Raw genomic sequence first — 23909 nt, 5'->3', positions numbered from 1 at the left:
GCCCCGTCAGGCGGCCTTCTTGCGCGAGGCCGGCTTCTTCTTCGCCGGCGCCTTACCAATCTTTTTCGGCGCCGGCTTGGCCCCGCCCGCCGCGCCCTTCAGGCTGTTGCGCAGGGCCTCCATCAGGTCGATCACATTGGTGTCGTCGGGCTCCGGCGCCTCGATCACGTCCTTGCCGCCCTTCTGCTTGGCCTGGATCATCTCGCGCAGGGCGTCGTCGTAGCGGTCCTTGAAGGTGGTCGGATCGAAGTCGGTCTGTTTCTGGGCGATGATCCGGCTGGCGATATCGACCATGTCCTTGTCGGGCTTCACCGCCGGGATGTCGTCGAAATAGTCGTCGGCGTCGCGCACCTCGTCATGCGCCCGCAGCGAATAGGCCACCAGCCCCTTGCCCCGCACTTCAAGCGCCAGTTGGCGCTCACGCCCCCGCAGAACCAGGGTTCCGATGGCGATCTTGCCGGCGGCCTTCATCGCGTCGCGGATGACGGCGAAGGCCTCGGCCCCGACGCCCTTCTCGGGGACCACATAGAAGGGATCGTCCCAGTACAGACGATCGATCTCGTCCTGGTCGACGAAGCTGTCGATGGAGATAGTCCGGGTCGTCTCCAGCTTGACCTTGTCGAAGTCGGCGTCGTCGAACAGGACGTACTCGTCCTTGGACACCTCATAGCCTTTCACCAGATCCGAGCGTTCGATCGGCCCCGTGTCCGGGTCGGTGGCGACCATGCGGATCCGGTTGTTGGTGTCCGGATTGATCAGGTGGAAACTGACATGGGCGCTGGACGAGGTGGCGGTGTAGAGGGCGACCGGGCAGGTCACCAGCGACAGTTTAAGATGCCCCTGCCAGGTGGGTCGTGCGGCCATGGTCGTCTCCGTCGTTCTGCTCGCTGACCTAACGCCCGACGGGTGCGACTGTTTCCGCAACTGTCCTCAGGGCGCGGACCAGCCCTTGACGCGGACGTCCGCCGCGCGCGGATCGGCGTCGAAACGCACATAGGCCCTGGCCTGGCCGTGGCCGGGAACATAGTCCAGTGTGGCGGTGGCGCTCTGGTCGCCCAGGACGGCCTCGATATCGACGCCGGCCGCCGTATCGTCTCCGTCATTGGCGACCTCGATCACGGCCACATGACCCGACGACGTGGCCTCGACCTTTAGGATGCGGCCGCTGAGCGACGGCGGTGCGGCGGGCTGCAACCCGTCCCAGATGATGACGCCGACGGCTGACGCTGTGACGGCCGCGCCGACGGCGGCCATGCCCCACTGGAGAAGGGGGCGTGGGGCGGTGGAGGATTTCTTGGCGACCATGACCTAGACCAGCAGACGGGCGGCGGCCGCGCCGATGGCGGCGGGAAAGCCCAGAACGACGACCGTCTGAACGACCCCGGCGACGGAATGGTCGTCGATCCGGCCAAAGACGAACAGGGCGAAAAGACTCACCCCCAGGGCGATGGCGTAACCGGGCAGGGTGAAGTGGAAGAAGGCCTTGGCGGGATGATCGGCCTCTTCCTGACCCGCAAATCCGGCCTGGAAGACGATCAGATGCAGCAACAGAATGGAGACGACGATAAGGGCCAGCGCATGGAGCGCCGTGGCCTTGTAGGCGATCAGGATCATCTCCTCGGTCGGGGCCACATTCAGCGCGAAGAACAGGGCGCCCGCCGCCATCAGGAACAGTTCCCCGACATAGGAGGCCTGATCTTCCTGGCTGTCGCCGCGACCGTCGCCGCTGAGCTGCTTGCGGGCCAGCAGCGCCCCCATGGCGCCGGGAACGGCCTGAAGCGTGACCATGCCGACGGCTTCCCGTGGCGTGGCGTCCCACTGCACCACCCCGAAGAGGACCAGCAGGGCCGCAGCGGTGATGAAGCCGACCGCCAGGGCTACGGCCGTATCCAGCAGATCGTTGCGAAAGCCGCGTCGGTCGGAAAAGCCTGCATAGTAGGCCAGGCCATAGAGCAGTGGCAGGCCTGCGCCGACGAACAGCAGCATCCGCCAGCGGTCCATGACCACGCCCTGCTCCCACATCTCCATCGTCATCAGCAAAGGGATGTTGAACACCAGCGCCCCGGCGAAGGCCCGTCCGAGATCGCGCAGATAGCCGCGCTCGCGGCGCATATCGATCAAGCTGACGGCGGACGGACCCATGCTCTTCACCGCAGGGTGCGCACGGCGATCCGGCCCTTGCGGTGTCTGGGGATGACGACCGCACGACCGTCGACCGGCTGGATATTCAGGTCGACGACCGATCCCGCGACCTCCAGCCCGGTGATCTTCAGCCGCTCCAGACCGGCGGGCAGGAGCGGGTCGGCCATGTCTATGGTTCCGGCCCAGGCGTCGATGGACAGGCCCAGCGAGGCCTGAAGCATCAGGAAGACCGATCCCGCCGCCCAGGCCTGGGGCAGGCAGGCGACCGGATAGGCGATGGGCGGCTCGCCCGGCTCACGCGGGAAGCCGCAGAACAGTTCGGGCAGGCGCAGATGGAAATGGGCGGCGGCGGCGTAGATCTCGGCCAGGATTTCGGCGACGGCTTGACGCTCGCCGTAGTTGGCCATGCCGGCGGCCGCCATAGCCGTGTCATGCGGCCAGACCGATCCGTTGTGATAGCTCATCGGATTGAACCGGGCCTGGCCCAGTTCCAGGGTGCGGATGCCCCATCCGGTGCGGAACTCGGCCGACAACAGGCGTTTGGTCACCCGCCGCGCCCGCTCGACCGACGGCAGGCCGGTGAACAGCAGATGGCCGGCGTTTGAGGCGATGGCCCGGCACTGTTCCCCGTCGCCGTCCAGGGCGACGGCGTAGAAGCCCTCGTCCTCCATCCAGTATTTGTCTTCGACCAGGGCGCGGACCTGTTCGGACCGGTCGCGCCATTCGGGCGCCCGGTCGTCGCCCAGCCGTTCGCCCAGATCGCCCAGGGCGCGCCAGGCGGCGAAGGCGTAACCCTGGACCTCCAGCAGGGCGATGGGGCCCTTGGGGAAACGGCCGTCGGCGTGGAAGATGGAGTCCTCGGAATCCTTCCAGCCCTGGTTCGACAGGCCCGTGTCGGCGCCGCGCTGATAGTCGATCAGGCCGTCACCGTTGGAATCCCCAAAGTCACGCATCCACTCGGCGGCCGCGACCAGGTTGGGCCACAGTTCCCGGATCAGGTCCAGGTCGCCGGTCCGGCTGGCGTAGGCGCCGGCCAGGGCGATGAACAGGCAGGTGGTGTCGACCCCGCCGTAGTAGAGACCGAACGGCACCTCGTGCAGGGCGCTCATCTCGCCGCCGCGCGTCTCATGCATGATCTTGCCGGGCTGGCTGTCCTGGAACAGCGAGGTCTCGGTCGCCTGACGCGCCGCCAGATAGGTCAGGACGCCCTTGGCCAGGGACGGATCCAGCCACAGCATCTGCCAGGCGGCGATGATGCCGTCGCGGCCGAACGGGGTCGAGAACCAGGGCGTGCCGGCATAGGGATAGGGGCCGGTCGGCAGGTCGGTGGTCAGCAGGGCCATATCCGCCCGCGACTGGTCCAGCCAGTCATTGAACCGCGGACTGCGCGGCCCCCGCACCGATGCGCCGCGCCGGCGCTTGGCGCGCATGGCCAGACGGGCCTGGACGGCGTTCTCGCGCCAGCGCCGCGCGTCCGGCGTCTCGCAGGAGTCGACGCCGCATTCGATGAACAGGTCCATGGACCGCCCCTTGGGCAGGCTGAACATGAACTCGGCGCGCTGATGGGTCAGGCGGGCGGGGGGCTCGGAAAAGGCCAGGCAGCTGGAGCGATCGACCTTGTCCAGACCGGTGTAGCGGAAGGTGACACGGCGCCCGTCGGTGGTCGGTGTGTGGACGGTTCCACGCTTGGCCCGATGCGTGCCCCGCACCTGGAAGATGTCGTTGAAGTCCGCGCCGAAGTCGAAGGCCAGCGGCAGCAGGATGTCCTCGATCCCGTGATTGACCATCTGGATGCGCTCGAACATCCGACGCCCCCACAGAAAGCGCCGCCGTTCGATATGCAGAACCCCGGCCGGCGCCGATCGTCCGCCCATCGGCGGCAAGGGGCGGTTGGTGGTGTGGCAGGAGAAGAAGACATTGTCCTGGCTGACCCCGGACGACAGCCGCGACGGCTTCAGCAGACCCACCGTCATGGTCCAGCGCGACAGGACGCGGGTGTCGCCCCCGAACAGGCCGTCAGCCCCGCCCCTCATGTCGCCCCACCCGTCGGCGACCAGGAAGGTGTCGCCCTCCTTGAGCGCCATCAGCTGTTCGAGGCCGGAGGCCTCGACGGAATCACCGGCGGTCAGCTGGGTGGTGTAGGCGTCGTCCATGCGGTCTCTTCCCCGTCGTGCGTGAGGCCCGTCGTTCGTGAGCCCTGTCCCGAACCTATTCCACCCGAATGCGGCCTTGAGGAGCCGCTTGCAGGATCAAATGGCGCAGGCGGCGGAGGGTTCACCTCCGCCGCCCAGTTTTCTTCGGATAATGGAGGAGCGCGGGCTAGGCGATGGCGGCGAAGCTGCGATCTTCTCCGATCGGACGCAGCGGCTTCACCACGTCGTTCAGGGCGGCCCCTGCGAAGGGGCGGCGCGCCAGAAGGTCGCCGTAGACGTCCAGATAGCGGCGCGCCATGGCCGCAGCCGAGAAACGCAGGTCGAACCGCGCCCGGACGGTTTCGCGATCCAGCAAATGCGCCCGACCGGCGGCGGCGACGGCATGGTCCAGAGTGTCAACCAGGAAGCCGGTCGCCCCGTCCTCGATGATCTCGGGCGTCGAGCCGCAGCGGAAGGCCACCACGGGGGTGCCGCAGGCCATGGCCTCGATCATCACCAGGCCGAAGGGTTCGGGCCAGTCGATGGGGAACAGCAAGGCGTCGGCCCCGCCCAGGAAGGCCGACTTCTGGTGGTCGCCGATCTCGCCGATGAATTCGATCAAGGGATTGCCCTCGATCAGGGGGCGGATGGTCTCTTCCCAATACCGTTTGTCGGCGGCGTCCACCTTGGCGGCCATCTTCAGGCGCTTGCCCAGTCGGGTCGCGATCTCGATGGCGCGGTCCGGACGTTTCTCGGGCGAGATGCGGCCCAGAAAGGCCAGATAGCCTTCGGACTTCGGCGAGAACAGATACTGCTCACCCGGCATGCCGTGGTGGACCGTGGCCGTCCAGTTGGCGAATTGGAGCGGTTTGCGCTGGTCGTCCGATATGGAAATCAGGCCGAACTCGTTCCACCGCGCATAGACGCCAGGCAGATCCTTCATATCCAGACGCCCGTGCAGGGTGGTCACGGTCTTGTCCGCATAGGGGCGGAACATCGGGAAGTGGATCATGTCGGTGTGGAAATGGATGACGTCGAATTCGTCCACCCGATCCAGGACTTCGCCCAGCATGGATAGGTGGGCGGCGAGGTCGGACTTCAGAGGCGCCGGATCCAGGCGGATGGCCTGGTCACGCACCGGCGCCAGTCGCGCCTTGGTCTGGGCGTCGGCGCTCGCGAACAGGGTGACGTCGTGACCCAGGTCCACCAGGGCGTCGGTCAGATGCGCCACGACTCGCTCGGTTCCGCCATAGAGCTTCGGAGGAACGGCCTCGTAAAGCGGGGTGACCTGCGCGATCTTCATGATGTTTGCTCCGACCCGTTCAGCCGGGCCGAACACATCAATGTTCGGAGAGGGTTCCAGTTCCTTTCCGGTGTGGAAATTCTTTAGAGGTTCCGGTGGCTTATGACGAGGAGGCTGTGCTGTTGGTGTACGAATTCGCTCAGTTGCGCCGCGTGTCCGCGCGGCCATCCAGATCCAATCCCCATCTGCGGGTTTCGTCACCGGCAGCGCGCCTTTATAGCGGGGGCGCGACGGCCTTTCGTGTCGCTGACGGCGGCTTTACGAAGCGCCCCCTTCGGCGATGAACCGTAAAGCGGCTCGCGTGTTGATTACGCCGCCCCCGAAGGCCGGGTGAGGCAGGAAAGGTAAGCGATTGACTGGATCCGGATCCGACGGTGCGCATCGCCCTGATCGGGGCCCTGATCGGGTCAGCCTGGACGCCGAACGGATCGAGGCGGAGGTGCTGGGGCTCGACGACAGCACCGATCCTTTCGTCAATGCGGTCCGCGCGACCCGCATGCCGATGATCATCACCAATCCGCGCCGCCCCGACAATCCGGTGGTGTTCGCCAACGAGTCCTTCTGTCGGCTGACCGGCTACGCCCGCGAGGAAATTCTCGGACGCAACTGCCGTTTCCTGCAGGGGCCGGAGACCGATCCCGAATCCGTCAGCCGCATTCGCGCCGCCGTCGAGGCGGTCCGGCCGATCGAGATCGACATCCGCAATCATCGCAAGGACGGCGTCCCCTTCTGGAACCGCCTGCTGATGGCGCCGGTGTTCGACGGGAACGGCGTGCTGGCCTATTTCTTCGCCAGCCAGGTCGATGTCACGATCGAGCGCGAGCGTCTCGCAGGGCTTCAGACGGACAAGGCCGCGCTGAAGGCCGAACTGGACGCGCGCGAGCGCGTGGATCACGAACGCGATCGCGAACTGGATCTGGCCATGCGGGCCGGCGGACTGGGGGCCTGGAGCGTCGATGTCCGAACCCGGACCCTGATGGCCTCCGACGCCTACAAGACCCTGATGGGCTGGCCTGTCGATACGCCCTTCACATACGAAGACCGCCAGAAGATGATCCATCCCGACGACCGGGAGGCGGTGCGCGCGCAAAGCGATGCGACGATCCAGGACGGCGCGGACTATCATATCACTCACCGCGTTATCACGCCCTTGGGCGGCGTGCGCTGGATGGAGGCTCGGGGGATACTGGTGTCGGACGCCGAGGGCGCTCCGCTGCGCATCTCGGGGGTCACGACCGACATCACCGATCGGGTGCGGTCCGAACGCCTGAGTTCGGCGATGGTGGAGCTGTCGGACGTCCTGCGCGATCTCGAGGATCCCGAGGACATCACCTATGCCGCCGCCGAAATCCTGGGGCGGACCCTCGAGGTCAGCCGCGCCGGCTTCGGCATCGTGGATCAGGACGACGAAACCATCACCATCGCCCGCGATTGGAACGCGCCCGGGGTCGAAACCATCGCGGGGGTTCTGAACTTCCGCGACTATGGTTCCTACGTCGAGGACCTGAAGCGCGGCGACACCGTCGCCTTCGCCGACGCGCGCGAGGATCCGCGCACACGCGAGAATGCGGACGTGCTGGAAGCGCTCACGGCGCGCGCCGTGGTCAACATGCCCCTGACGGAACAGGGGGGCATGGTCGCCCTGGCCTATCTGAATCACGCCTCCGTGCGGGCCTGGCAGGAGGATGAGATCCGGTTTCTCCGGGACGTCGGCGAACGCACCCTGGCGGCGCGGGAACGTCGTCGGGCCGAGCGCCATCTCGCCAAGCTGGCGGAGTCGCTGGAGCGGACCGTCGAGCAGCGCACCGCCGAACTGATGGCCAGCGAGGCCGCGCTTCGCCAGGCGCAGAAAATGGAGGCCGTCGGCCAGCTGACCGGCGGCATCGCCCACGACTTCAACAACCTGCTGACCGGCGTCAGCGGCAGTCTGGAGATCGTGGCCAAGCGCCTCGCCGAAGGGCGCGCCTCCGAGGTGGGACGGTTCATTGCGGCGGCCCAGGCGGCCGCCCAGCGGGCCACGGCCCTGACCCACCGTCTCCTGGCCTTTTCGCGGCGTCAGACGCTGGAGCCCAAGGCCACGGACGTGGAGACCCTGGCGCGCGGCATGGAGGATCTGATCCGCCAGACCATGGGGCCGGCCATTCGGCTGGAAACCCGATACCAGGCCGGCACGTGGCCGGTGCTGGTCGATCCGGGACAGCTGGAGAATGCGCTTCTCAACCTGTGCATCAACGCCCGCGACGCCATGCCCGACGGAGGGCGGCTGACCATCGAGACGGACAATGTCGTGCTGGATCGCGGGGAGGCGGGGGACTTCGGCCTGCCCAGCGGAGACTATGTCCGCCTCGGTGTCACCGATACCGGCGTCGGCATGAACGAGGAGATCATCGCCCGAGCCTTCGATCCCTTCTTCACGACCAAGCCGCTCGGTCAGGGCACGGGCCTGGGGCTGTCGATGATCTATGGCTTCGTCCAGCAGTCCGGCGGCCAGGTTCGGATCCGGTCCGCGCCGGGGCAGGGCGCCGCCATCGGCCTCTATCTGCCGCGCCACCACGGCCAGGTGGAGGTCGGTCAAACGACCGACGAACCCGCGCCGTCGGGCGCGCCGCGACGGCGCTACACCGTGCTGATCGTCGATGACGAGGCTACGATCCGCATGCTGGTGTCGGAAGGTCTCTCCGAACTCGGCTATGATTTCATCGAAGCCGAGGACGCGCGGGCGGGACTGGCGGTCCTGGGGTCGGGGCGGGCGATTGATCTCCTGATCACCGACGTCGGCTTGCCGGGCGGGATGAACGGCCGCCAGCTCGCGGACGCCGCGCGGGCGCGGCAGCCGGGGCTCAAGGTGTTGTTCATCACCGGCTACGCCGAGACGTCGGTCCTCAGCGGAGGCGATCTGGAGGCCGGCATGCGAATCCTGACCAAGCCGTTCGAACTGAAGCAGCTGGCGCAGCGCGTGGAGGCGATCCTCTCGGAGGACTGACCCGCGCGGGACGCGGCATGGTCCCTTGCGTCAGAATTCTTCCCATTCGTTCGCCAGGGGCGAAGTCGCCAGGGCGGCTGAACCGACCTGGCGGAAGGCGCGTGCCGGGGCGCGGGGCGCGGGACGTTCCACCCGGCTTTCCGTCTGCTCCGTTCTCCGGCCGCCGTCCTGCGTGACACGGAACCGGGTGACCAGAGACGCCAGCCTTTGCCCTTCCTGGGTCAGGTTGTGACTGGCGGCCGTCGACTCCTCGACCATGGCCGCGTTCTGTTGTGTGACCTGGTCCATCTGATTCACCGCCGTATTGACCTGGTGAAGGGCGGTGGACTGCTCCTGGGTGGAGGCCGTGATCTCGACCATCAGTTGGTCGATCTCCATGACGCGGCTGACGATGGAAGACAGGGCGTCGCCCGTCTCGCCGACCAGATCGACCCCGGACTTCACCTGGACCGAGGAGGCGGTGATCAGGGACTTGATCTCCTTGGCCGCGTCCGCAGAACGCTGGGCCAGGGCGCGCACTTCCGAAGCCACGACCGCAAAGCCGCGACCGGCCTCCCCGGCGCGGGCCGCCTCGACGCCGGCGTTCAGGGCCAGAAGATTGGTCTGGAAGGCGATCTCGTCGATCACGCCGATGATCAGGCTGATCTTTTCGGCGGAGGTTTCGATCGCGCTCATGGCTTTGACGGCGCGTTCGACGATGTCCTTCGACTTTTCTGCGGCGACCCGTGAGGTCTCGACGACGGTCGCCGCCTGGGTCGCGCCCTCGGCGGTCTTCTTCACCGTGGCGGTTATCTGATCCAGGGCGGCGGCGGTTTCTTCCAGAGTGGCCGCCTGCTGCTCGGTGCGGCGAGACAGGTCGTCGGCGGCCTCGCTGATCTCTCCGGCGCCGGCCTGCATGGCTTCGGTATTGCCGGAAATCTCCGCCATGGCTGCGTCCAGTTGCGTCATGGCCGTATTGAAGTCGGCCTTCAGGCGGGCGTAGCTGCCGGGGAAATCCGCATGGATGCGTGTCGTCAGATCCCCCTCGGCCAGGGCGGTCAGGGCCTCGGCGGTGGCCTGAACGACCCGGGTCTGTTCGGCCTCGGCCAGGGCGCGTTTCTCGTCCGCCTCACGCCGTCCGTCCTCGGCGGCCTCGAGGTAAAGCGAGATGACGAAATCCATGTCCAGCAGGGCCGCCTTGACCACGCTGGCCAGGGCGGCGCCCAGGGCGTCGCCCTTGTCCTTGCCGCCGAACAGGCTGCGTTTGCCGGCGTCCGCCTTGACGATGGCCTTGATCAGCCCCTCCAGCACCAGGGCGTAGCCGCCGATGTACCAGCGCGGCTCCAGACCGATCCGGGCGTGGGTCAGGCCGATTCGTCTGACGCCTTCGACATAGGCGGGGGTGAAGTCCCCCGATGCGATCAGGGACCAGTGTTTGGCCTGGGCGCTCTTGGCCCCGGAGATATGGGTCTCGCTGTTGAAGAAATGCGCGACATCGGGCGTCGCGCGCACCTGATCGTAGAAGGCGTCGAGGGTCTGGGACAGGGCGGCCTCGATGACCGGACGCGTGTCGGCCAGGGCGGCGCGCGACTCTTCATCCAGCTTCAGGAACGCAAGCCGTTCCTGAAGATCCATATTTTCCGACATCTTGGTACTCCAGACCTGGGAGCACAGTCTTGCATTAACCCTAAGCCATGGTTGAACATGGTTAGGGTTTGGAACAGTTTCGCACTGCAACAACCTTCCGAGCGGGCGTTCAGGCCGCCTCTGATTTCACGGATCGGGCGAGGGTTTCAGCTATGAGGTCGAGGAGCGGGCTTACGACCCGCAAGGCTTCGGCGGCCTGGGGCGTGAGGGCGTCGGCGAGCCGGCCGTAATCCGCCCGCCGACGATCCAGTCGTCGGCCGCCCGCCGCCGTCAGCGCCAGCATCGTCACGCGCCGATCGGTCGGGTGCGGCCTCCGGCTGACCAGATCACCTTTGACGAGTGTGTCGACCAAGCGCGAGACCGTGCCCGCCGGCAGGCTGACCGACTCGGCCAGAGCGCATTGCCGCAATCCTCGACGTCCGGCGGCTTCGACGATCTGCAGCGCCTGAACAGCCGGTCCTGCCAGGTCGTCGTCGCTCAGAAGACGATCAAGCATCTGGTCCATCTGCTGGATCCGGGCGTCCAGACCGATCAGTGCGACTGCGTTTTCATCGACCGTAGTCAAACGTTCCGCTGTAATGATTCCACGATGGCCCATGGATTTGTTCTAATCCTGCTGATCCAACTTTCAATGGGACTGAAAGTCCCTGTTGCCGTGCGCGCTCTGAGATTGAGTGGCGCTCCTATGAATACCGAAGATTTCTGAAAATCTAAGTGTTGGATCGTCGCATGATTGGGCCCTGACGCGCTTCATACGATCAACCGCGATGTCGATTGGTCCCTGGACTGTCGCATCAGTATTCAGCCGCGTTGACGAACGGAGCGCGGACTCTGTCCCCAGTCGTCAGTTTCGGCGACGCCCGGGTTCAGCCTGGGGTGTTTGCGCCCCCGGGACGCATCGCCTTGCGTGGATAGATCGTGGACATTGGCGTTCAGTGTGAACGCGAAGCCGGCCCCCCCAAGCACGCTCGGGACAAGCTCTATCACCCCGCCATGCGCCTCCACGATCGTGCGGCAGATCGACAGGCCCAATCCCATTCCGCCGGACTTGCCGCTGACGAGGGGGTCGAAAAGCTTGCCCGCCATGTCCGCCGGCACGCCGGGGCCGTTGTCGCTGACGAGAATCTGATAGCCCTGCGGCGTCTGCCGTCCTGAGATCTCAACCCTGCGCGGGACGCCGTTCTGGGGCGCCTCCATGGCGTTTCGGACCAGATTGAGGATGACTTGCTGAAGCTGAACGCGGTCGCAGTAGGTGTAGGCGGCCGGGTCGATCCGGCAGGAGATTTCCGCCTTCGTCTCTCGGGCATGGCTGATGAGAATGGGCATGATCTCCTCGATCACCCCGGCGACCTGCTCGCGCGCCTGATAGCGCTTCTCGTGGATCATCAGCGCGCGAAGACGCAGGATGATGTCGGCCGCGCGTTTCACCTGGGCTCGCGCCGCCGCCATGAGTTCGGGGGCGTTCGCCGTGTTCGGACCCGGCTTTTTTACGGCCGTCTCTGCGGCGGCCAGATAGTTGATGGCCGCAGACAGGGGCTGGTTGACCTCATGCGCCACCATGGAGGCCATTTCCCCCAACGAACTCAGTCGCCAGTTGTGAATGATCTGGAGCTTCACTTCCAGAAGTGCGGTTTCCGCCGTGACGGCGGTGGTCATGTCCTGAATGAAGAGAGTCACGAACTTGCCGTTGCGGGCGGAGAACCGCGCGGCCTGGACGTCGACGAAGGCGTGAACGCCGTCATGCCGCCGCGCCCGCCACAGCGGATCCTCTCCGGCGTTTCGAGCGCGCGCATTGAGGTCTTCGACCCATGTCGGCGACTGCAGAGCCGCCCTGTCGAAACCCTCGATCAGATCGCTGATGGCGGCCGCGTTCGGCGGGGTCAGAGGGCGGCCGAAAAACCGATCCGCCGTCGCGTTCGCGCAACAGACGAAACCCGCCTCATCCAGCGCGATGATCGCCATGGGCGCGTCCGACAATATGCTCTCAGCAAAGGCCTCCACTGGTCGTCTCCCACCCCGTTCGCCGTTGACGCCTCGCCTCTGTGGGGAGTTTCACGTCTCTTGTGGCGAATTTGACATAATTAAGTCTACTCAAATTGACCGGGGAAAGCAAAAATAAGACCTTAGTATTGGTCTGGGCTGATGACTTGACAGTCAATAGCACTGCGACAGGCGGGGTTGTTATTATGTACAACTTGATTTCGATTATTAATACCTGTGCCCGGATTCGAACATTCCAAGTCCTGCGGCGGCGAGGCCGGAGTAGCGCCGTAAAGGGCTTTCATTTCGTCTTTTGGGCTGCAAGAGGCCGATCCTGCCTGCTATGACGGGGGCAATAGCAATAAGCACATAGGGAATCTCAGGTATGGTGCGCGACATTCGCCATTTCATCGACGGCGCGGCTTTCGACGGCGCGTCTGGCCGTTTCGGCGACGTCTTCAATCCCAACACCGGTGAGGTCCAGGCTCGCGTCCAGCTGGCCACGACGGGCGAAGTCGATCGTGCGGTCCAGGCGGCGCAGAACGCCTTCGACGGCTGGGCCAGCACCAATCCGCAGCGCCGCGCCCGCGTCATGTTCGACTTCAAACGCCTGGTCGAGGCGCGGATGGATGAACTGGCCGAACTGCTCAGCAGCGAGCACGGCAAGGTCATCGCCGACTCCAAGGGCGACATCCAGCGCGGTCTGGAAGTGATCGAGTTCGCCTGCGGCATCCCCCACGCGCTGAAGGGCGAATACACGCAAGGGGCCGGTCCCGGCATCGACGTCTATTCGATGCGCCAGCCGCTGGGCGTGGTCGCGGGCATCACCCCGTTCAACTTCCCCGGCATGATCCCGATGTGGATGTTCGGCGTGGCCATCGCGGTCGGCAACACCTTCGTGCTGAAGCCGTCCGAACGGGATCCATCCCTGCCGGTGCGCCTGGCCGAACTGATGCTGGAGGCCGGGGCGCCCAACGGCGTGTTGAACGTGGTCCACGGCGACAAGACGGCGGTCGACGCCATCCTGACCCATCCGCTGATCCACGCCGTCAGCTTCGTCGGTTCGTCCGACATCGCCCATTATGTCTATCAGACCGGCGCCGCCAACCATAAGCGGGTCCAGGCCATGGGCGGGGCCAAGAACCACGGCATTGTCCTGCCCGACGCCGACATGGCCCAGGTGGTCAAGGACTTGACCGGCGCCGCCTTCGGTTCGGCGGGTGAGCGGTGCATGGCGTTGCCGGTGGTCGTGCCGGTTGGCAAGAAGACGGCCGACGAACTGCGTGAACGTCTAGTCGCCGAGATCCCCAGCCTGAAGGTCGGGATATCCACCGACGCCGAGGCCCACTACGGCCCGGTCGTCACCCAGGTTCACAAGGACCGCGTGCTGGGCTGGATCGAAAAGGGGGTTCAAGAAGGCGCCGAACTGGTCGTCGACGGCCGCGACTTCAGCCTTCAGGGGCACGAGAAAGGCTATTTCATCGGCCCGTCGCTGTTCGACCATGTGAAGCCGGAAATGTCGGCCTATCAGGAGGAGATCTTCGGCCCGGTGCTGCAGATCGTCCGCGCCGAGAGCTTCGAAGAAGCCCTGGCTCTGCCGTCGCAGCACCAGTACGGCAACGGCGTGGCGATCTTCACCCAGAACGGCCGTGCGGCCCGCGACTTCGCCGCCCGGGTCAATGTGGGCATGGTCGGCATCAATGTGCCGATCCCGGTGCCGGTCGCCTATCACACCTTCGGCGGCTGGAAGCGCTCGGCCTTCGGCGACATCAACCAGCACGGCATGGAGGGCGTCCGCTTCTGGACCAAGACCAAGACCGTGACGGCCCGCTGGCCCGACAGCGCGCTGGAGCATGCCGACAGTTCGTTCGTCATTCCGACGATGCGGTGATCGCACCGATGATCGCCGCGACGCTCAAACGGGACTGGTGGCTTCTTGCGTCGAACGCCGTGGCGATGATCGGCTGTGTTTGGGCCAACGCGCCCGGGATATTCGAACCTTCGACGCGCGGGTTCGACGTCGGATACGCCCTGCTGATCTATCTAAGGGTGCAGTCCGTCCAGCCGTTCTTGGTTCTTGCCTGCCTGATGAATGCAGCCTGGCTTGTATTCCGCCTGCGCCGCCGTCCCCGAGCCGATTTGCGCACCATGGCAATCAGCCTGGTTGCCGTCTGCGGCGGCTGGCTCGGCACTTACGTCATCATTTGGAAGTTTGGCTGAGCGACATGGATTTTGCCCTTACCGACGACCAGCGCGCCATCCAGGACGCGGCCCGCGCCTTCGCCGACGCCGAACTGGCGCCCCATTCGGCCAAGTGGGACGAGGAGAAGCATTTCCCCGTCGATGTGATGAAACAGGCGGCTGAGATGGGCTTCTGCGGCATCTATACGGCTGAGGAACACGGCGGCATGGCGCTGGGCCGGGTCGAGGCGGCGCTGATCTTTGAGGAGCTGTCGCGCGGCGACGTGGCGACGGCGGCTTTCATCTCGATCCACAATATGGCGACCTGGATGATCGACCGGTTCGGCTCGGACGACCTGCGCGCGCGGTTCGTGCCGGATCTGGTCGGTATGGAGAAGATCGCCTCCTATTGCCTGACCGAGCCGGGCTCCGGGTCGGACGCGGCGGCGCTGCGGACCACGGCGGTGCGCGACGGCGACCACTATGTGCTGAACGGCGCCAAGGCCTTCATTTCCGGTGCGGGGACGAGCGACCTCTATGTTGTCATGGTCCGCACGGGCGGGGAGGGGGCAAAGGGGGTTTCTGCCCTTGTCGTCGAGGCCGGGACGCTCGGCCTGTCGTTCGGCGCGCAGGAACGCAAGATGGGCTGGAACGCCCAGCCGACCGCCATCGTCCAGTTCGACGACTGCCGCGTGCCGGCCGCCAATCTGCTGGGCGAGGAGGGGGCGGGCTTCCGCTACGCCATGGCCGGGCTGGACGGGGGCCGCTTGAACATCGCCGCCTGTTCGCTGGGCGGGGCGCGACTGGCGCTGGAGACGGCCCAGGACTACGTCGCCACCCGCAAACAGTTCGGCAAGCCGCTGGGCGAGTTCCAGGCGTTGCAGTTCCGTCTGGCCGACATGGCCACCGACCTGGAGGCGGCGCGTCTGATGGTGCTGCGCGGCGCCTGGGCCATCGACACCGATCATCCGCAAAAGACCCAGTGGTGCGCCATGGCCAAGCGCCTGGCCACCGACGCCTGTTTCCAGATCGCCGACGAGGCCCTGCAGTTGCACGGCGGCTACGGCTATCTGAAGGACTATCCGCTGGAACGGATCGTGCGCGACCTGCGGGTCCACCGCATCCTGGAAGGGACCAACGAGATCATGCGCGTGATCATCGCGCGGGAGATGTCCGGAGCATGACCGAACCCGAAATCATCGCCCGCATCGATAACGCCGTCGGCAGGATAACCCTGAACCGGCCGAAGGCGATCCACGCCCTGAATCGGCCGATGTGCGAGGCCATGACCGAGGCTTTGCTGGCTTGGCGCGACGATAGGGCGGTGCAGTCGGTGCTTATCGACCATGCGGGCGAGCGCGGCTTCTGCGCCGGGGGCGACATCCGCATGATCGCCGAGAGCGGAGCGGGCGACGCCTCCGAGGCCAAGGCCTTCTTCCTGGCCGAATACCGGCTGAACCATTTGATGTTCGACTATCCCAAGCCGATCACGGCCATTGTGGACGGCATCGTCATGGGCGGCGGCGTCGGGATTTCGGAGCCGGCCGCCATCCGCATCGCCACCGAGCGGACCACCTACGCCATGCCGGAGACGGGGATCGGTCTGTTCCCCGACGTCGGCGGCGGCTGGTTCCTGCCGCGTCTGCCGGGGCAGACGGGCGTCTGGCTGGCGCTGACGGGCGCGCGGCTGAAGGCGGCGGCCACGATCGAACTGGGCATCCACACCCACTATGTCCCGTCCGAAAGCCTGGAGGCGCTGAAGTCGGAAATCCTCGACGGGGGCGAACCGATTGAGGTGGCGGGCCGGTACGACTTCAGGATTCCGCCTGGGTTGGAAGACCGCCGAGAGGCCATCGACCGGCTGTTCGCCTTCGATACGGTCGAGGACATCTTCGCGGCGCTGGAGGCTGAAGGCTCCGACTGGGCGTCGACGCAGCTGGCGATCCTGAAGACCAAGTCGCCGCAGTCGCTGAAGGTCACGCTGCGCCAGTTGCGCGCCGGCGCCGCCCTGACGTCCTTCGCCGACAATATGGCCATGGAGTACGCCCTGGGCGGTCGGGTGGTGCGGACCCACGACTTCCAGGAAGGGGTGCGGGCCGTGATTGTCGACAAGGATAATGCGCCCCAATGGTCCCCCGCGGACCTGTCAGGCGTTACGGAGGCGACGCTGGACGCGCTGTTCGCGCCGCTGCCGGACAATGAAAAATGGACGCCGCTGCTCTGACAGCGACGCCGACACTGGGAGAGAGACCATGACCAAGATCGCCTTCATCGGCCTAGGCAATATGGGGGGCGGCATGGCCGCCAATCAGGCCAAGGCCGGCCACGCAGTCGCCGCCTTCGATCTGAGCGCCGCAGCGCTGGAGCGGGCGTCTGCGGCGGGCTGCGCGCCCTCGACCTCGGTCGCCGAGGCGGTGCGCGACGCCGAGGTGGTGATCACCATGCTGCCCGCTGGCCCCCATGTGCACAAGGTGTATGCCGAGCAGATCATCGGCGCGGCGCCGTCCAGCGCCCTGCTGCTGGACTGTTCGACCATCGACGTGGAGACGGCGCGCAAGGTGGCGGGTCTGGCGCGTGACGCCGGCTACGCCTTTGCCGACGCCCCGGTATCGGGCGGGACGGCGGCGGCCGATGCGGGAACCCTGGCCTTCATGGTCGGTTGCGACGAAGGCGATTTCGCCCGTGTCGAGGCCGCGCTGGAACCCATGAGCCGCATCACCATCCGGGCCGGCGACCACGGCGCCGGTCAGGCGGCCAAGATCTGCAACAACATGCTGCTGGGCGTCTCCATGCTGGGCACGTGCGAGGCGATCGCCCTGGCCGAAAAGCTGGGTCTGGACCCGGAGCGGTTCTTCGAGATCGCGTCCAAATCCTCGGGCCAGTGCTGGAGCGTGACCAGCTATTATCCCTGGCCCGGCCCCGTGCCCACGGCGCCGTCGAACCGCGACTATCAGGGCGGCTTCGCCACGGCCATGATGCTGAAGGATCTGAAACTGGCCCAGGAGGCGGCGGCCAAATCGGGCGCCTCCACCCCTCTGGGCGCCCAGGCCGAGGCGATGTACGCGCTGTTCGACGGTCTGGGCCACGGGGGCCGGGACTTTTCCGCCATGCTCCAGATGCTGCGCGGACGGCTGGCGGATCTGGACGCCGGATGATCCGACGCCGCCCCGAGATCGTAAGCCATGGTCTCAAGGGGCGGACTTCCTCTATGAGACGCCTCTTCCCCTCCGCACTGGACCGTCCCGCCTCATGATCGCATCGCCGCCCCGGATCGGAGGTCTGGACGTCCAGAGCTGGGGCGATCCCCAGGATCCGGTCGTCCTGCTGATCGGCGCGCCCCAGGGTCTGTCGCCCGATTGGCGGCGGTGGGTGCGGGCCCTAGTCGAGGCCGGGCGGCACGTCCTACTGGCCGACGCTCTGGAAACGGGCGACGAGGCGGCCGGCCTGCGCCGCCTGCTGACCGAGATTTCGTCGCGGCCCGCCATCCTGTGTTCGGCCCAGACCCTGGCCGCCGTCGTCCCGGCCCTGGTCGTCACCGGCCCGGCCCTGGCCAGTTGCCTGATCGTGGCGGGCGAGGCGCCGGTCGAGGCGACCGCGCCGCTGGACGGCCTGCCGATCCTGACGCTGGATCCCGACGCTCCCGCCGATCCGGGCGAGACGGCCGACGCCGTCATTCTGGCCTTCCTGGAGCAGCAGGCGCCCCGTGACGCCCTCTACTACCAAGCCGGATCCGATCCCCGCACCCTGCGCGACGCCCTGGGTTGTTTCGCCACCGGGGTGACGGTGGTGACGACCCTGGACGAGGCGGGGCAGCCGGTGGGCCTGACGGCCAACTCCTTCTCTTCGGTGTCGCTGGATCCGCCGCTGATCCTGTTCTGCCTGGCCCGCAGCTCGTCCAATCTGGAGCGGTTCCAGCGCGCGGAGCATTTCGCCATTAACGTCCTGCACATCGGCCAGCAGCCGATGTCGGGCGCCTTCGCCCGGTCTTCGGCCGAACGGTTTGACGGCGTCGCCTGGGAGACCTGGGACACCGGCGCGCCGATCCTGTCCGGCTCGCTGGCCAGTTTCGAATGCGCGACCCACCAGGTGGTCGAGGCCGGGGATCATCTGGTCTTCATCGGCCGGGTCACGCGCGCCCGGTTCGAGCCGCGCCGTGACCCGCTGCTCTATTTCCGGGGCCGCTACCGTCGACTTCACTTCGCCTGATTGCAGCAGGGCGCCCGGTTCACATCGGGCGGTCGGATCGCTATCTCAGAGCCCAAAGCAAGAGGAAACCCGCCATGTCCGCCGATCCCGTCGTCATCGTCTCCTACGCCCGCACGCCGATGGGCGGTTTCCAGGGCGCGCTGTCCGACGCCAAGTCCACCGACCTGGGCGCGACGGCGGTCAAGGCGGCGCTCGAGCGAGCCGGTCTGGACCCCAACAAGGTCGAACAGATCATCATGGGCTGCGTCCTGCCTGCCGGCTTGGGCCAAGCGCCGGCCCGTCAGGCCGGGATGGGCGCGGGCCTGCCGATCTCGACCGAGGCGACCACGATCAACAAGATGTGCGGCTCGGGCATGCAGGCCGCTATGATGGCGCATGACGCCCTGCTGGCCGGTTCGGCCGAGGTGATCGTGGCGGGCGGCATGGAGTCGATGACCAATGCGCCCTATCTGATGCAGAAGCACCGGGGCGGCGCCCGTATCGGCCACGACGTCATCTCCGACAGCATGTATCTGGACGGGCTGGAAGACGCCTACGAGCCCGGCAAGCTGATGGGCCAGTTCGCCGAGGATACGGCCAAGGCCTATCAGTTCACCCGCGAGCAGCAGGACGCCTATGCGACCGAAAGCGCCGGTCGCGCCAAACGCGCCCAGGACAGCGGCGCCTTCGATGCCGAGATCACGCCGGTCGAGGTGAAGACCCGGAAGGGCGTGGTTGTGGTCGATCGCGACGAACAGCCGACCAAGTCCGATCCGTCCAAGATTCCCAATCTGAAGCCCGCCTTCGGCAAGGACGGCACCATCACCGCCGCCTCGGCCGCCTCGATCTCGGACGGCGCCGCGGCCCTGGTCATGATGCGCCAGTCGACGGCCCAGGCCCTGGGCCTGACCCCGGTCGCCCGTGTCGTCAGCCAGGCCGCCCACGCCCATGAGCCCAGCCTGTTCACGACCGCGCCGGTCTTCGCCCTGAAGAAGGCCCTGGCCAAGGCCGGCTGGACCGCCGACGACGTCGATCTGTGGGAGGTCAACGAGGCCTTCGCCATCGTGCCGATGATCGCGATGCAGGAGCTGGGCGTCCCTCACGACAAGATCAACGTCAACGGCGGCGCCTGCGCCCTGGGGCACCCGCTGGGCGCCTCGGGCGCGCGGGTCCTGACCACCCTGCTGTCGGCGCTCAAGGCGCGCGGCAAGACCAGGGGCATGGCCGCCCTGTGCATCGGCGGTGGCGAGGCCACCGCCATGGGCGTCGAACTGGTTTAGACGTCCACCGCCGCGTCCAGGGCGTTTTCCTGGATGAACTCGCGGCGGGGTTCGACCACGTCGCCCATCAGTTTGGCGAATAGGTCGTTGGCGTCTTCCTCGTGCTCGACCGAGACCTGCAGCAGGGTGCGGGCGTTGGAGTCCAGCGTGGTCTCCCACAGCTGTTCGGGGTTCATTTCGCCCAGACCCTTGTAGCGCTGGATGGCCAGGCCCTTCTTGCCCGCGTCCAGCACGGCGTTCAGCAGGTCCAGCGGCCCGCGGATGGTGGTGGACTTTTCCTTGCGGCGATAGGTGGCCGGGGCGGAGAAGACGCCGTCAAATGCGGCGGCGCGCTCGGCCAGGCGGCGCGCATCCAGCGAACGCAGCAGGGTTTCTTCCAGCACGATGGTTTCCTGCACCGCGCGACGGGTGCGGGTGAAGACGACCGCGCCCTGTTCGCCCGGCGCGCCGGTCCAGTCGCCGTCGCCCTCTTCGGCATACAGGTTCAGGCGTACGGCGGCGGCAGCCGAGGCCTGGGTCATGTCGGCGTTGTCGTTGAACAGGCCGGCCAGGGCCGCCTGTTCGATGGCGAAGGCGGGGGCGCGCTGGCTGAGGCGATCGACGCCGCCCTTGAAGGCCTTGGCCTCGCGCACCAGGGCCTGCAGGTCCAGACCCAGGCGGCGTTCGCCGGTCGACAGGTCCAGCTCGGCCTCGGACGAGCCCTCCTCGATCAGATAGGAGTCCATCTCGGCCTGATCCTTCAGGTAGCGAGACTGCTTGCCCTTGGAGACCTTATAGAGGGGCGGCTGGGCGATATAGACGTGGCCGCGCGTGATCAGCTCGGGCATCTGCCGATAGAAGAAGGTCAGCAGCAGGGTGCGGATGTGGGCGCCGTCGACGTCGGCGTCCGCCATCAGGATGATCTTGTGATAGCGCAGCTTGTCGGCGTTGAAGTCGTCGCGGCCGATGCCGGTGCCGAGCGCCAGGATCAGGGTGCCGATCAGGTCTGACGACAGCATCCGGTCGAACCGCGCCCGCTCGACGTTCAGGATCTTGCCGCGCAGCGGCAGGACGGCCTGATTCTCGCGGTTGCGCGCCTGTTTGGCCGAGCCGCCGGCGGAATCTCCCTCGACGATGAACAGTTCGGACTTGGCGGGATCGCGCTCCTGGCAGTCGGCCAGCTTGCCCGGCAGGCTGCTGATCTCCAGCGCCGACTTGCGGCGGGTCAGGTCGCGGGCCTTGCGGGCGGCTTCACGCGCGGACGCCGCCTCGATGATCTTGGCGACGACCTGTTTGGCCTCGACCGGGTGTTCCTCGAACCATTGGGCCAGCCCCTCGGAGCACAGGGCCTCGACGGCCGGGCGCACTTCGGACGAGACCAGCTTGTCCTTGGTCTGGCTGGAGAATTTGGGGTCCGGAACCTTGACCGACAGGACGCAGGTCAGGCCTTCACGGGCGTCTTCGCCGGTGACGGAGACCTTCTCCTTCTTGCCGGCGCCCGAGCTCTCGATATAGCCGCCCATGACGCGCGTCAGGCTGGCGCGGAAGGCCGACAAGTGGGTGCCGCCATCCCGCTGGGGGATGTTGTTGGTGAAGCACAGCATGGTCTCGTGATAGGAGTCGTTCCACCACAGGGCGAGATCCAGCTCGATCCCTTCCTTCTTGCCGCGAATGACGATGACGTCCTTCAGGATCGGCGCCTTGGACTTGTCCAGGTGGCGCACGAAGGCCTCGACCCCGCCCTCGTAGTGCAGGATGGTTTCGGTCGGCTCGGCGCTGCGCTGGTCGGCCAGTTTGATGACCACGCCCGAGTTCAGGAAGGCCAGTTCCCGCAGCCGGTGTTCCAGCGTCTTCAGATCGAAGTCGATGTGGCTGAAGGTCGTGACCGACGGATAGAAGGTGACCTCGGTGCCGCTCAGCGGCTTGCCGGTGTCTTCGCGGATCGGGGCGTCGCCGGTGATCACCAGCGACTTGACCGTGTCGCCGCGCTCGAACCGCATCTGGTGCGCCTTGCCGTCGCGATAGATCTTCAGCTCCAGCCAGTCGGACAGGGCGTTGACCACCGACACGCCCACGCCGTGCAGACCGCCCGAGACCTTGTAGGAGTTCTGGTCGAACTTACCGCCGGCGTGCAGCTGGGTCATGATGACCTCGGCCGCCGAAACGCCTTCGCCTTCGTGGATGCCGGTGGGAATGCCGCGACCATTGTCGGTCACCGTGACCGAGCCGTCGGCGTTCAGGATGACCTGGACCAGGTCGGCGTGGCCGGCCAGGGCCTCGTCGATGGCGTTGTCCACCACCTCATAGACCATGTGGTGCAGGCCGGAGCCGTCGTCCGTGTCGCCGATATACATGCCGGGACGTTTGCGCACCGCGTCCAGGCCCTTGAGAACCTTGATGGAATCGGCGCCGTATTCGGGCATCTCAGCAATCGGATCGGTCATGAAATCTATGGCTCTGAAGTCCCGACCGGGACGGGGATTGAGCGCCGCGTCGGGCGCTCGAATCGACGACGGGATCGCACCGGGCCGAAGCCCGCAACATATAGGAATTTGCGGCGAAAAAGCGAGGAATTCCGGCGTGGAATCCTAGTCGTTTTCTAAGGCCCCGCCGGCGACGCGGACGAACTGGGCGCGGCCGTCCAGGCCGGCGAACAGGCTGCGTTCGGTGCCGGTCATGAAGGCTTGCAGGTCCAGGGCGACGATCTCGTCGAACAGGGCGGCGCGGCGGGCTTCGTCCAGGTGGGCGGGGGCCTCGTCCAGCAGCAGGACGGGGCGGGCGGCCCCGGCGGCGTCATGGTGCGCGAGGCGGCTGATCTGGGCCAGGATCAGGTTCAGGACCAGGGCCTTCTGCTCGCCGGACGACCCCTCGGCGGCGGGCCGGTTCTTCTCGCGGTGAAGGGCGGTCAGGTCGGTGCGGTGCGGGCCGAACAGGGACCGGCCGGCGGCGCCGTCGCGGGCGCGCGCCTTGGCCAGGCCATCGCGGACGGCGGCGGCGATCTCGTCTTCCTCGGCGCCGGCCTCGGCCATCTGTTCGGCGGGGCCGTCCAGCCCCAGGTCGGCCTGGGGGAAGGGGCGGTCGCGGCGGGCGTCGATGGCGGCCTGGAGCGCGTGCAGGGCGGCGACCCGGGCCAGGGCCGCGCGGGCGCCGGCTTCGCCCAGCCGGGCCTCCAGGGCGTCCAGCCAGACGGGGTCGGCCTCGCGCCCGTCCTGTGCCTCGTTCAGCAGCCGCAAGCGTTCGCGCAGGGCCTTTTCGTAGGCGGAGACGGCGGCGGCATGGTCGGGATCGGCGGCGAAGACCAGCCGGTCAAAGAATTTTAGCCGCTCCGCCCGCGCGTCGGAGAACAGTCGGTCTTGCTCGGGCGTCGCCCAGACGGGCCGCAGATAGTCCAGCAGCCGCCCCGGCTGGGCCGTCTCGCCGTCGATACGGACAATGCGCCGCGCCGCGCCCGCCGTCTGGACCCCGGTGCCCAGCCGCGTCTCGTCGTCCAGTTCGACCATGACGGCCCACGCGCGGCCCACCGCCTCGCCGGGCTCGCGCCGCCCCATCTCGGCGGCGGTCGCGCCCCGCAGCCCCTTGCCGGGGGTCAGCAGGCTGACGGCCTCCAGCAGATTGGTCTTGCCCGCCCCGTTCGGGCCGTGAAGCACCACCGGGCCGGAGGCTAGGTCCAGCCGTGCGCTCGCATAGGAGCGGAAGTCGGTGAGGGTGAGGGAGGTGATCAAGTTCTTCCGCTCATCCCGGCGAAAGCCGGGACCCAGTCCTTTCGCTCGGCACGAGCTAACCGAGCAGCGTCGGAAACAAATCCGCCCATGCCGGGCTCTTGCGCTCGATCAGTTCCAGCTTCCAGATCCGTTTCCATTCCTTGATCTGTCGTTCGCGCACGAAGGCCGCATGACGCGTTTCGTGCACCTCGTACCAGACCAGGAGCGCGACGCCATATCGGCGTGTAAAGCCCGGACGTAACTTGTCGCGATGCTCCGCTACTCGCTTGATCAGATCGTCGGTCGAGCCGGTGTAGACCGTGCCGTTTCGGCGGCTGGCGATGATGTAGGTGAAGAACGCCAAGGCCAGTCTCCGGTACGAACGAAAGAACTGGGTCCCGGCTTTCGCCGGGATGA

General features: G+C 66.7%; 19 protein-coding genes. 8 read left to right on the top strand and 11 right to left on the bottom strand.

What is annotated here, in order from left to right; all coding sequences use genetic code 11:
• Window positions 1-6 precede the first annotated feature (6 nt).
• The 5 genes from ku to GGR11_RS08340 all read right to left on the bottom strand — a co-directional run bounded on the left by ku (window position 7) and on the right by GGR11_RS08340 (window position 5577).
• Window positions 7-864 (bottom strand): non-homologous end joining protein Ku, encoded by an 858-nt coding sequence (ku, locus tag GGR11_RS08360; protein ID WP_183196237.1) that lies wholly within the window; start codon window positions 862-864, stop codon window positions 7-9.
• Between the two features lie 66 nt (window positions 865-930).
• The gene (locus GGR11_RS08355; protein ID WP_246331616.1) at window positions 931-1305 is read right to left on the bottom strand and encodes a hypothetical protein; all 375 of its coding nucleotides are present in this window, start codon (window positions 1303-1305) and stop codon (window positions 931-933) included.
• Window positions 1306-1308: 3 nt separating this feature from the next.
• Complete coding sequence (locus GGR11_RS08350; RefSeq protein WP_183196236.1) at window positions 1309-2142, bottom strand: TIGR02587 family membrane protein; 834 nt, start codon at window positions 2140-2142, stop codon at window positions 1309-1311.
• A 5-nt stretch (window positions 2143-2147) separates the two neighbouring features.
• On the bottom strand, window positions 2148-4295 hold the full coding sequence (locus tag GGR11_RS08345; RefSeq protein ID WP_183196235.1) for an amylo-alpha-1,6-glucosidase: 2148 nt from the start codon (window positions 4293-4295) through the stop codon (window positions 2148-2150).
• A 166-nt stretch (window positions 4296-4461) separates the two neighbouring features.
• The gene (locus GGR11_RS08340) at window positions 4462-5577 is read right to left on the bottom strand and encodes a glycosyltransferase family 4 protein (protein ID WP_183196234.1); all 1116 of its coding nucleotides are present in this window, start codon (window positions 5575-5577) and stop codon (window positions 4462-4464) included.
• 352 nt (window positions 5578-5929) lie between these two features.
• Between GGR11_RS08340 and GGR11_RS08335 the strand changes: the two genes are divergently transcribed.
• Entirely contained in the window at window positions 5930-8560 is a 2631-nt protein-coding gene (locus GGR11_RS08335) for a PAS domain-containing protein (protein ID WP_221205109.1), read from the top strand.
• A gap of 30 nt (window positions 8561-8590) precedes the next feature.
• On the opposite strand, the gene GGR11_RS08330 is transcribed toward GGR11_RS08335, so the two are convergent.
• The 3 genes from GGR11_RS08330 to GGR11_RS08320 form a co-directional block, all read right to left on the bottom strand.
• Window positions 8591-10186: a methyl-accepting chemotaxis protein gene (locus GGR11_RS08330; protein ID WP_183196233.1), complete on the bottom strand. Its 1596-nt coding sequence runs from the start codon at window positions 10184-10186 to the stop codon at window positions 8591-8593.
• A 109-nt stretch (window positions 10187-10295) separates the two neighbouring features.
• On the bottom strand, window positions 10296-10691 hold the full coding sequence (locus GGR11_RS08325; protein WP_183196232.1) for a MarR family winged helix-turn-helix transcriptional regulator: 396 nt from the start codon (window positions 10689-10691) through the stop codon (window positions 10296-10298).
• Between the two features lie 296 nt (window positions 10692-10987).
• A complete protein-coding gene (locus GGR11_RS08320; protein ID WP_246331614.1) occupies window positions 10988-12148 on the bottom strand; it encodes a sensor histidine kinase in 1161 nt (386 codons plus the stop codon).
• Window positions 12149-12551: 403 nt separating this feature from the next.
• Here GGR11_RS08320 and GGR11_RS08315 point away from each other — a divergent pair, with 403 nt between their 5' ends.
• The 7 genes from GGR11_RS08315 (at window position 12552) to GGR11_RS08285 (ending at window position 19812) form a co-directional block, all read left to right on the top strand.
• Window positions 12552-14057: a CoA-acylating methylmalonate-semialdehyde dehydrogenase gene (locus tag GGR11_RS08315; RefSeq protein WP_221205108.1), complete on the top strand. Its 1506-nt coding sequence runs from the start codon at window positions 12552-12554 to the stop codon at window positions 14055-14057.
• An 8-nt stretch (window positions 14058-14065) separates the two neighbouring features.
• Complete coding sequence (locus GGR11_RS08310; RefSeq protein ID WP_183196230.1) at window positions 14066-14386, top strand: hypothetical protein; 321 nt, start codon at window positions 14066-14068, stop codon at window positions 14384-14386.
• Window positions 14387-14391: 5 nt separating this feature from the next.
• Window positions 14392-15531: an acyl-CoA dehydrogenase family protein gene (locus GGR11_RS08305; RefSeq protein ID WP_183196229.1), complete on the top strand. Its 1140-nt coding sequence runs from the start codon at window positions 14392-14394 to the stop codon at window positions 15529-15531.
• Window positions 15528-16571: an enoyl-CoA hydratase/isomerase family protein gene (locus GGR11_RS08300; protein ID WP_183196228.1), complete on the top strand. Its 1044-nt coding sequence runs from the start codon at window positions 15528-15530 to the stop codon at window positions 16569-16571. Before GGR11_RS08305 ends, GGR11_RS08300 begins: the two co-directional genes overlap by 4 nt.
• A 28-nt stretch (window positions 16572-16599) precedes the next feature.
• Complete coding sequence (gene mmsB, locus GGR11_RS08295) at window positions 16600-17502, top strand: 3-hydroxyisobutyrate dehydrogenase (RefSeq protein WP_246331612.1); 903 nt, start codon at window positions 16600-16602, stop codon at window positions 17500-17502.
• A gap of 94 nt (window positions 17503-17596) precedes the next feature.
• Complete coding sequence (locus GGR11_RS08290) at window positions 17597-18553, top strand: flavin reductase family protein (RefSeq protein WP_183196226.1); 957 nt, start codon at window positions 17597-17599, stop codon at window positions 18551-18553.
• Window positions 18554-18627: 74 nt separating this feature from the next.
• A complete protein-coding gene (locus GGR11_RS08285) occupies window positions 18628-19812 on the top strand; it encodes an acetyl-CoA C-acyltransferase (RefSeq protein ID WP_183196225.1) in 1185 nt (394 codons plus the stop codon).
• Here GGR11_RS08285 and gyrB read toward each other — a convergent pair.
• The 3 genes from gyrB to GGR11_RS08270 all read right to left on the bottom strand — a co-directional run bounded on the left by gyrB (window position 19809) and on the right by GGR11_RS08270 (window position 23856).
• Window positions 19809-22235 (bottom strand): DNA topoisomerase (ATP-hydrolyzing) subunit B, encoded by a 2427-nt coding sequence (gyrB, locus tag GGR11_RS08280; RefSeq protein ID WP_183196224.1) that lies wholly within the window; start codon window positions 22233-22235, stop codon window positions 19809-19811. The genes GGR11_RS08285 and gyrB overlap by 4 nt on opposite strands.
• Window positions 22236-22379: 144 nt before the next feature.
• The gene (gene recF, locus GGR11_RS08275) at window positions 22380-23513 is read right to left on the bottom strand and encodes a DNA replication/repair protein RecF (protein WP_183196223.1); all 1134 of its coding nucleotides are present in this window, start codon (window positions 23511-23513) and stop codon (window positions 22380-22382) included.
• A 55-nt stretch (window positions 23514-23568) separates the two neighbouring features.
• Entirely contained in the window at window positions 23569-23856 is a 288-nt protein-coding gene (locus GGR11_RS08270; protein ID WP_183196222.1) for a GIY-YIG nuclease family protein, read from the bottom strand.
• Between the last annotated feature and the right edge of the window lie 53 nt (window positions 23857-23909).

This window comes from Brevundimonas mediterranea, from assembly GCF_014196125.1.
Classification (GTDB): Bacteria; Pseudomonadota; Alphaproteobacteria; order Caulobacterales; family Caulobacteraceae; genus Brevundimonas; species Brevundimonas mediterranea.
This window is presented reverse-complemented; position numbering and strand designations above follow the sequence as displayed.

Excerpts from the sequence above, each read along its gene's own strand:
- ku (WP_183196237.1), bottom strand. The coding sequence starts at position 864 with ATGGCCGCACGACCCACCTGGCAGGGGCATCTTAAACTGTCGCTGGTG.
- gyrB (WP_183196224.1), bottom strand. The coding sequence starts at position 22,235 with ATGACCGATCCGATTGCTGAGATGCCCGAATACGGCGCCGATTCCATC.
- GGR11_RS08315 (WP_221205108.1), top strand. The coding sequence starts at position 12,552 with ATGGTGCGCGACATTCGCCATTTCATCGACGGCGCGGCTTTCGACGGC.
- GGR11_RS08340 (WP_183196234.1), bottom strand. The coding sequence starts at position 5,577 with ATGAAGATCGCGCAGGTCACCCCGCTTTACGAGGCCGTTCCTCCGAAG.
- mmsB (WP_246331612.1), top strand. The coding sequence starts at position 16,600 with ATGACCAAGATCGCCTTCATCGGCCTAGGCAATATGGGGGGCGGCATG.
- GGR11_RS08325 (WP_183196232.1), bottom strand. The coding sequence starts at position 10,691 with ATGGACCAGATGCTTGATCGTCTTCTGAGCGACGACGACCTGGCAGGA.
- GGR11_RS08355 (WP_246331616.1), bottom strand. The coding sequence starts at position 1,305 with ATGGTCGCCAAGAAATCCTCCACCGCCCCACGCCCCCTTCTCCAGTGG.
- GGR11_RS08345 (WP_183196235.1), bottom strand. The coding sequence starts at position 4,295 with ATGGACGACGCCTACACCACCCAGCTGACCGCCGGTGATTCCGTCGAG.
- GGR11_RS08285 (WP_183196225.1), top strand. The coding sequence starts at position 18,628 with ATGTCCGCCGATCCCGTCGTCATCGTCTCCTACGCCCGCACGCCGATG.
- GGR11_RS08330 (WP_183196233.1), bottom strand. The coding sequence starts at position 10,186 with ATGTCGGAAAATATGGATCTTCAGGAACGGCTTGCGTTCCTGAAGCTG.
- GGR11_RS08320 (WP_246331614.1), bottom strand. The coding sequence starts at position 12,148 with ATGGCGATCATCGCGCTGGATGAGGCGGGTTTCGTCTGTTGCGCGAAC.
- GGR11_RS08290 (WP_183196226.1), top strand. The coding sequence starts at position 17,597 with ATGATCGCATCGCCGCCCCGGATCGGAGGTCTGGACGTCCAGAGCTGG.
- GGR11_RS08350 (WP_183196236.1), bottom strand. The coding sequence starts at position 2,142 with ATGGGTCCGTCCGCCGTCAGCTTGATCGATATGCGCCGCGAGCGCGGC.
- GGR11_RS08310 (WP_183196230.1), top strand. The coding sequence starts at position 14,066 with ATGATCGCCGCGACGCTCAAACGGGACTGGTGGCTTCTTGCGTCGAAC.
- GGR11_RS08300 (WP_183196228.1), top strand. The coding sequence starts at position 15,528 with ATGACCGAACCCGAAATCATCGCCCGCATCGATAACGCCGTCGGCAGG.
- GGR11_RS08305 (WP_183196229.1), top strand. The coding sequence starts at position 14,392 with ATGGATTTTGCCCTTACCGACGACCAGCGCGCCATCCAGGACGCGGCC.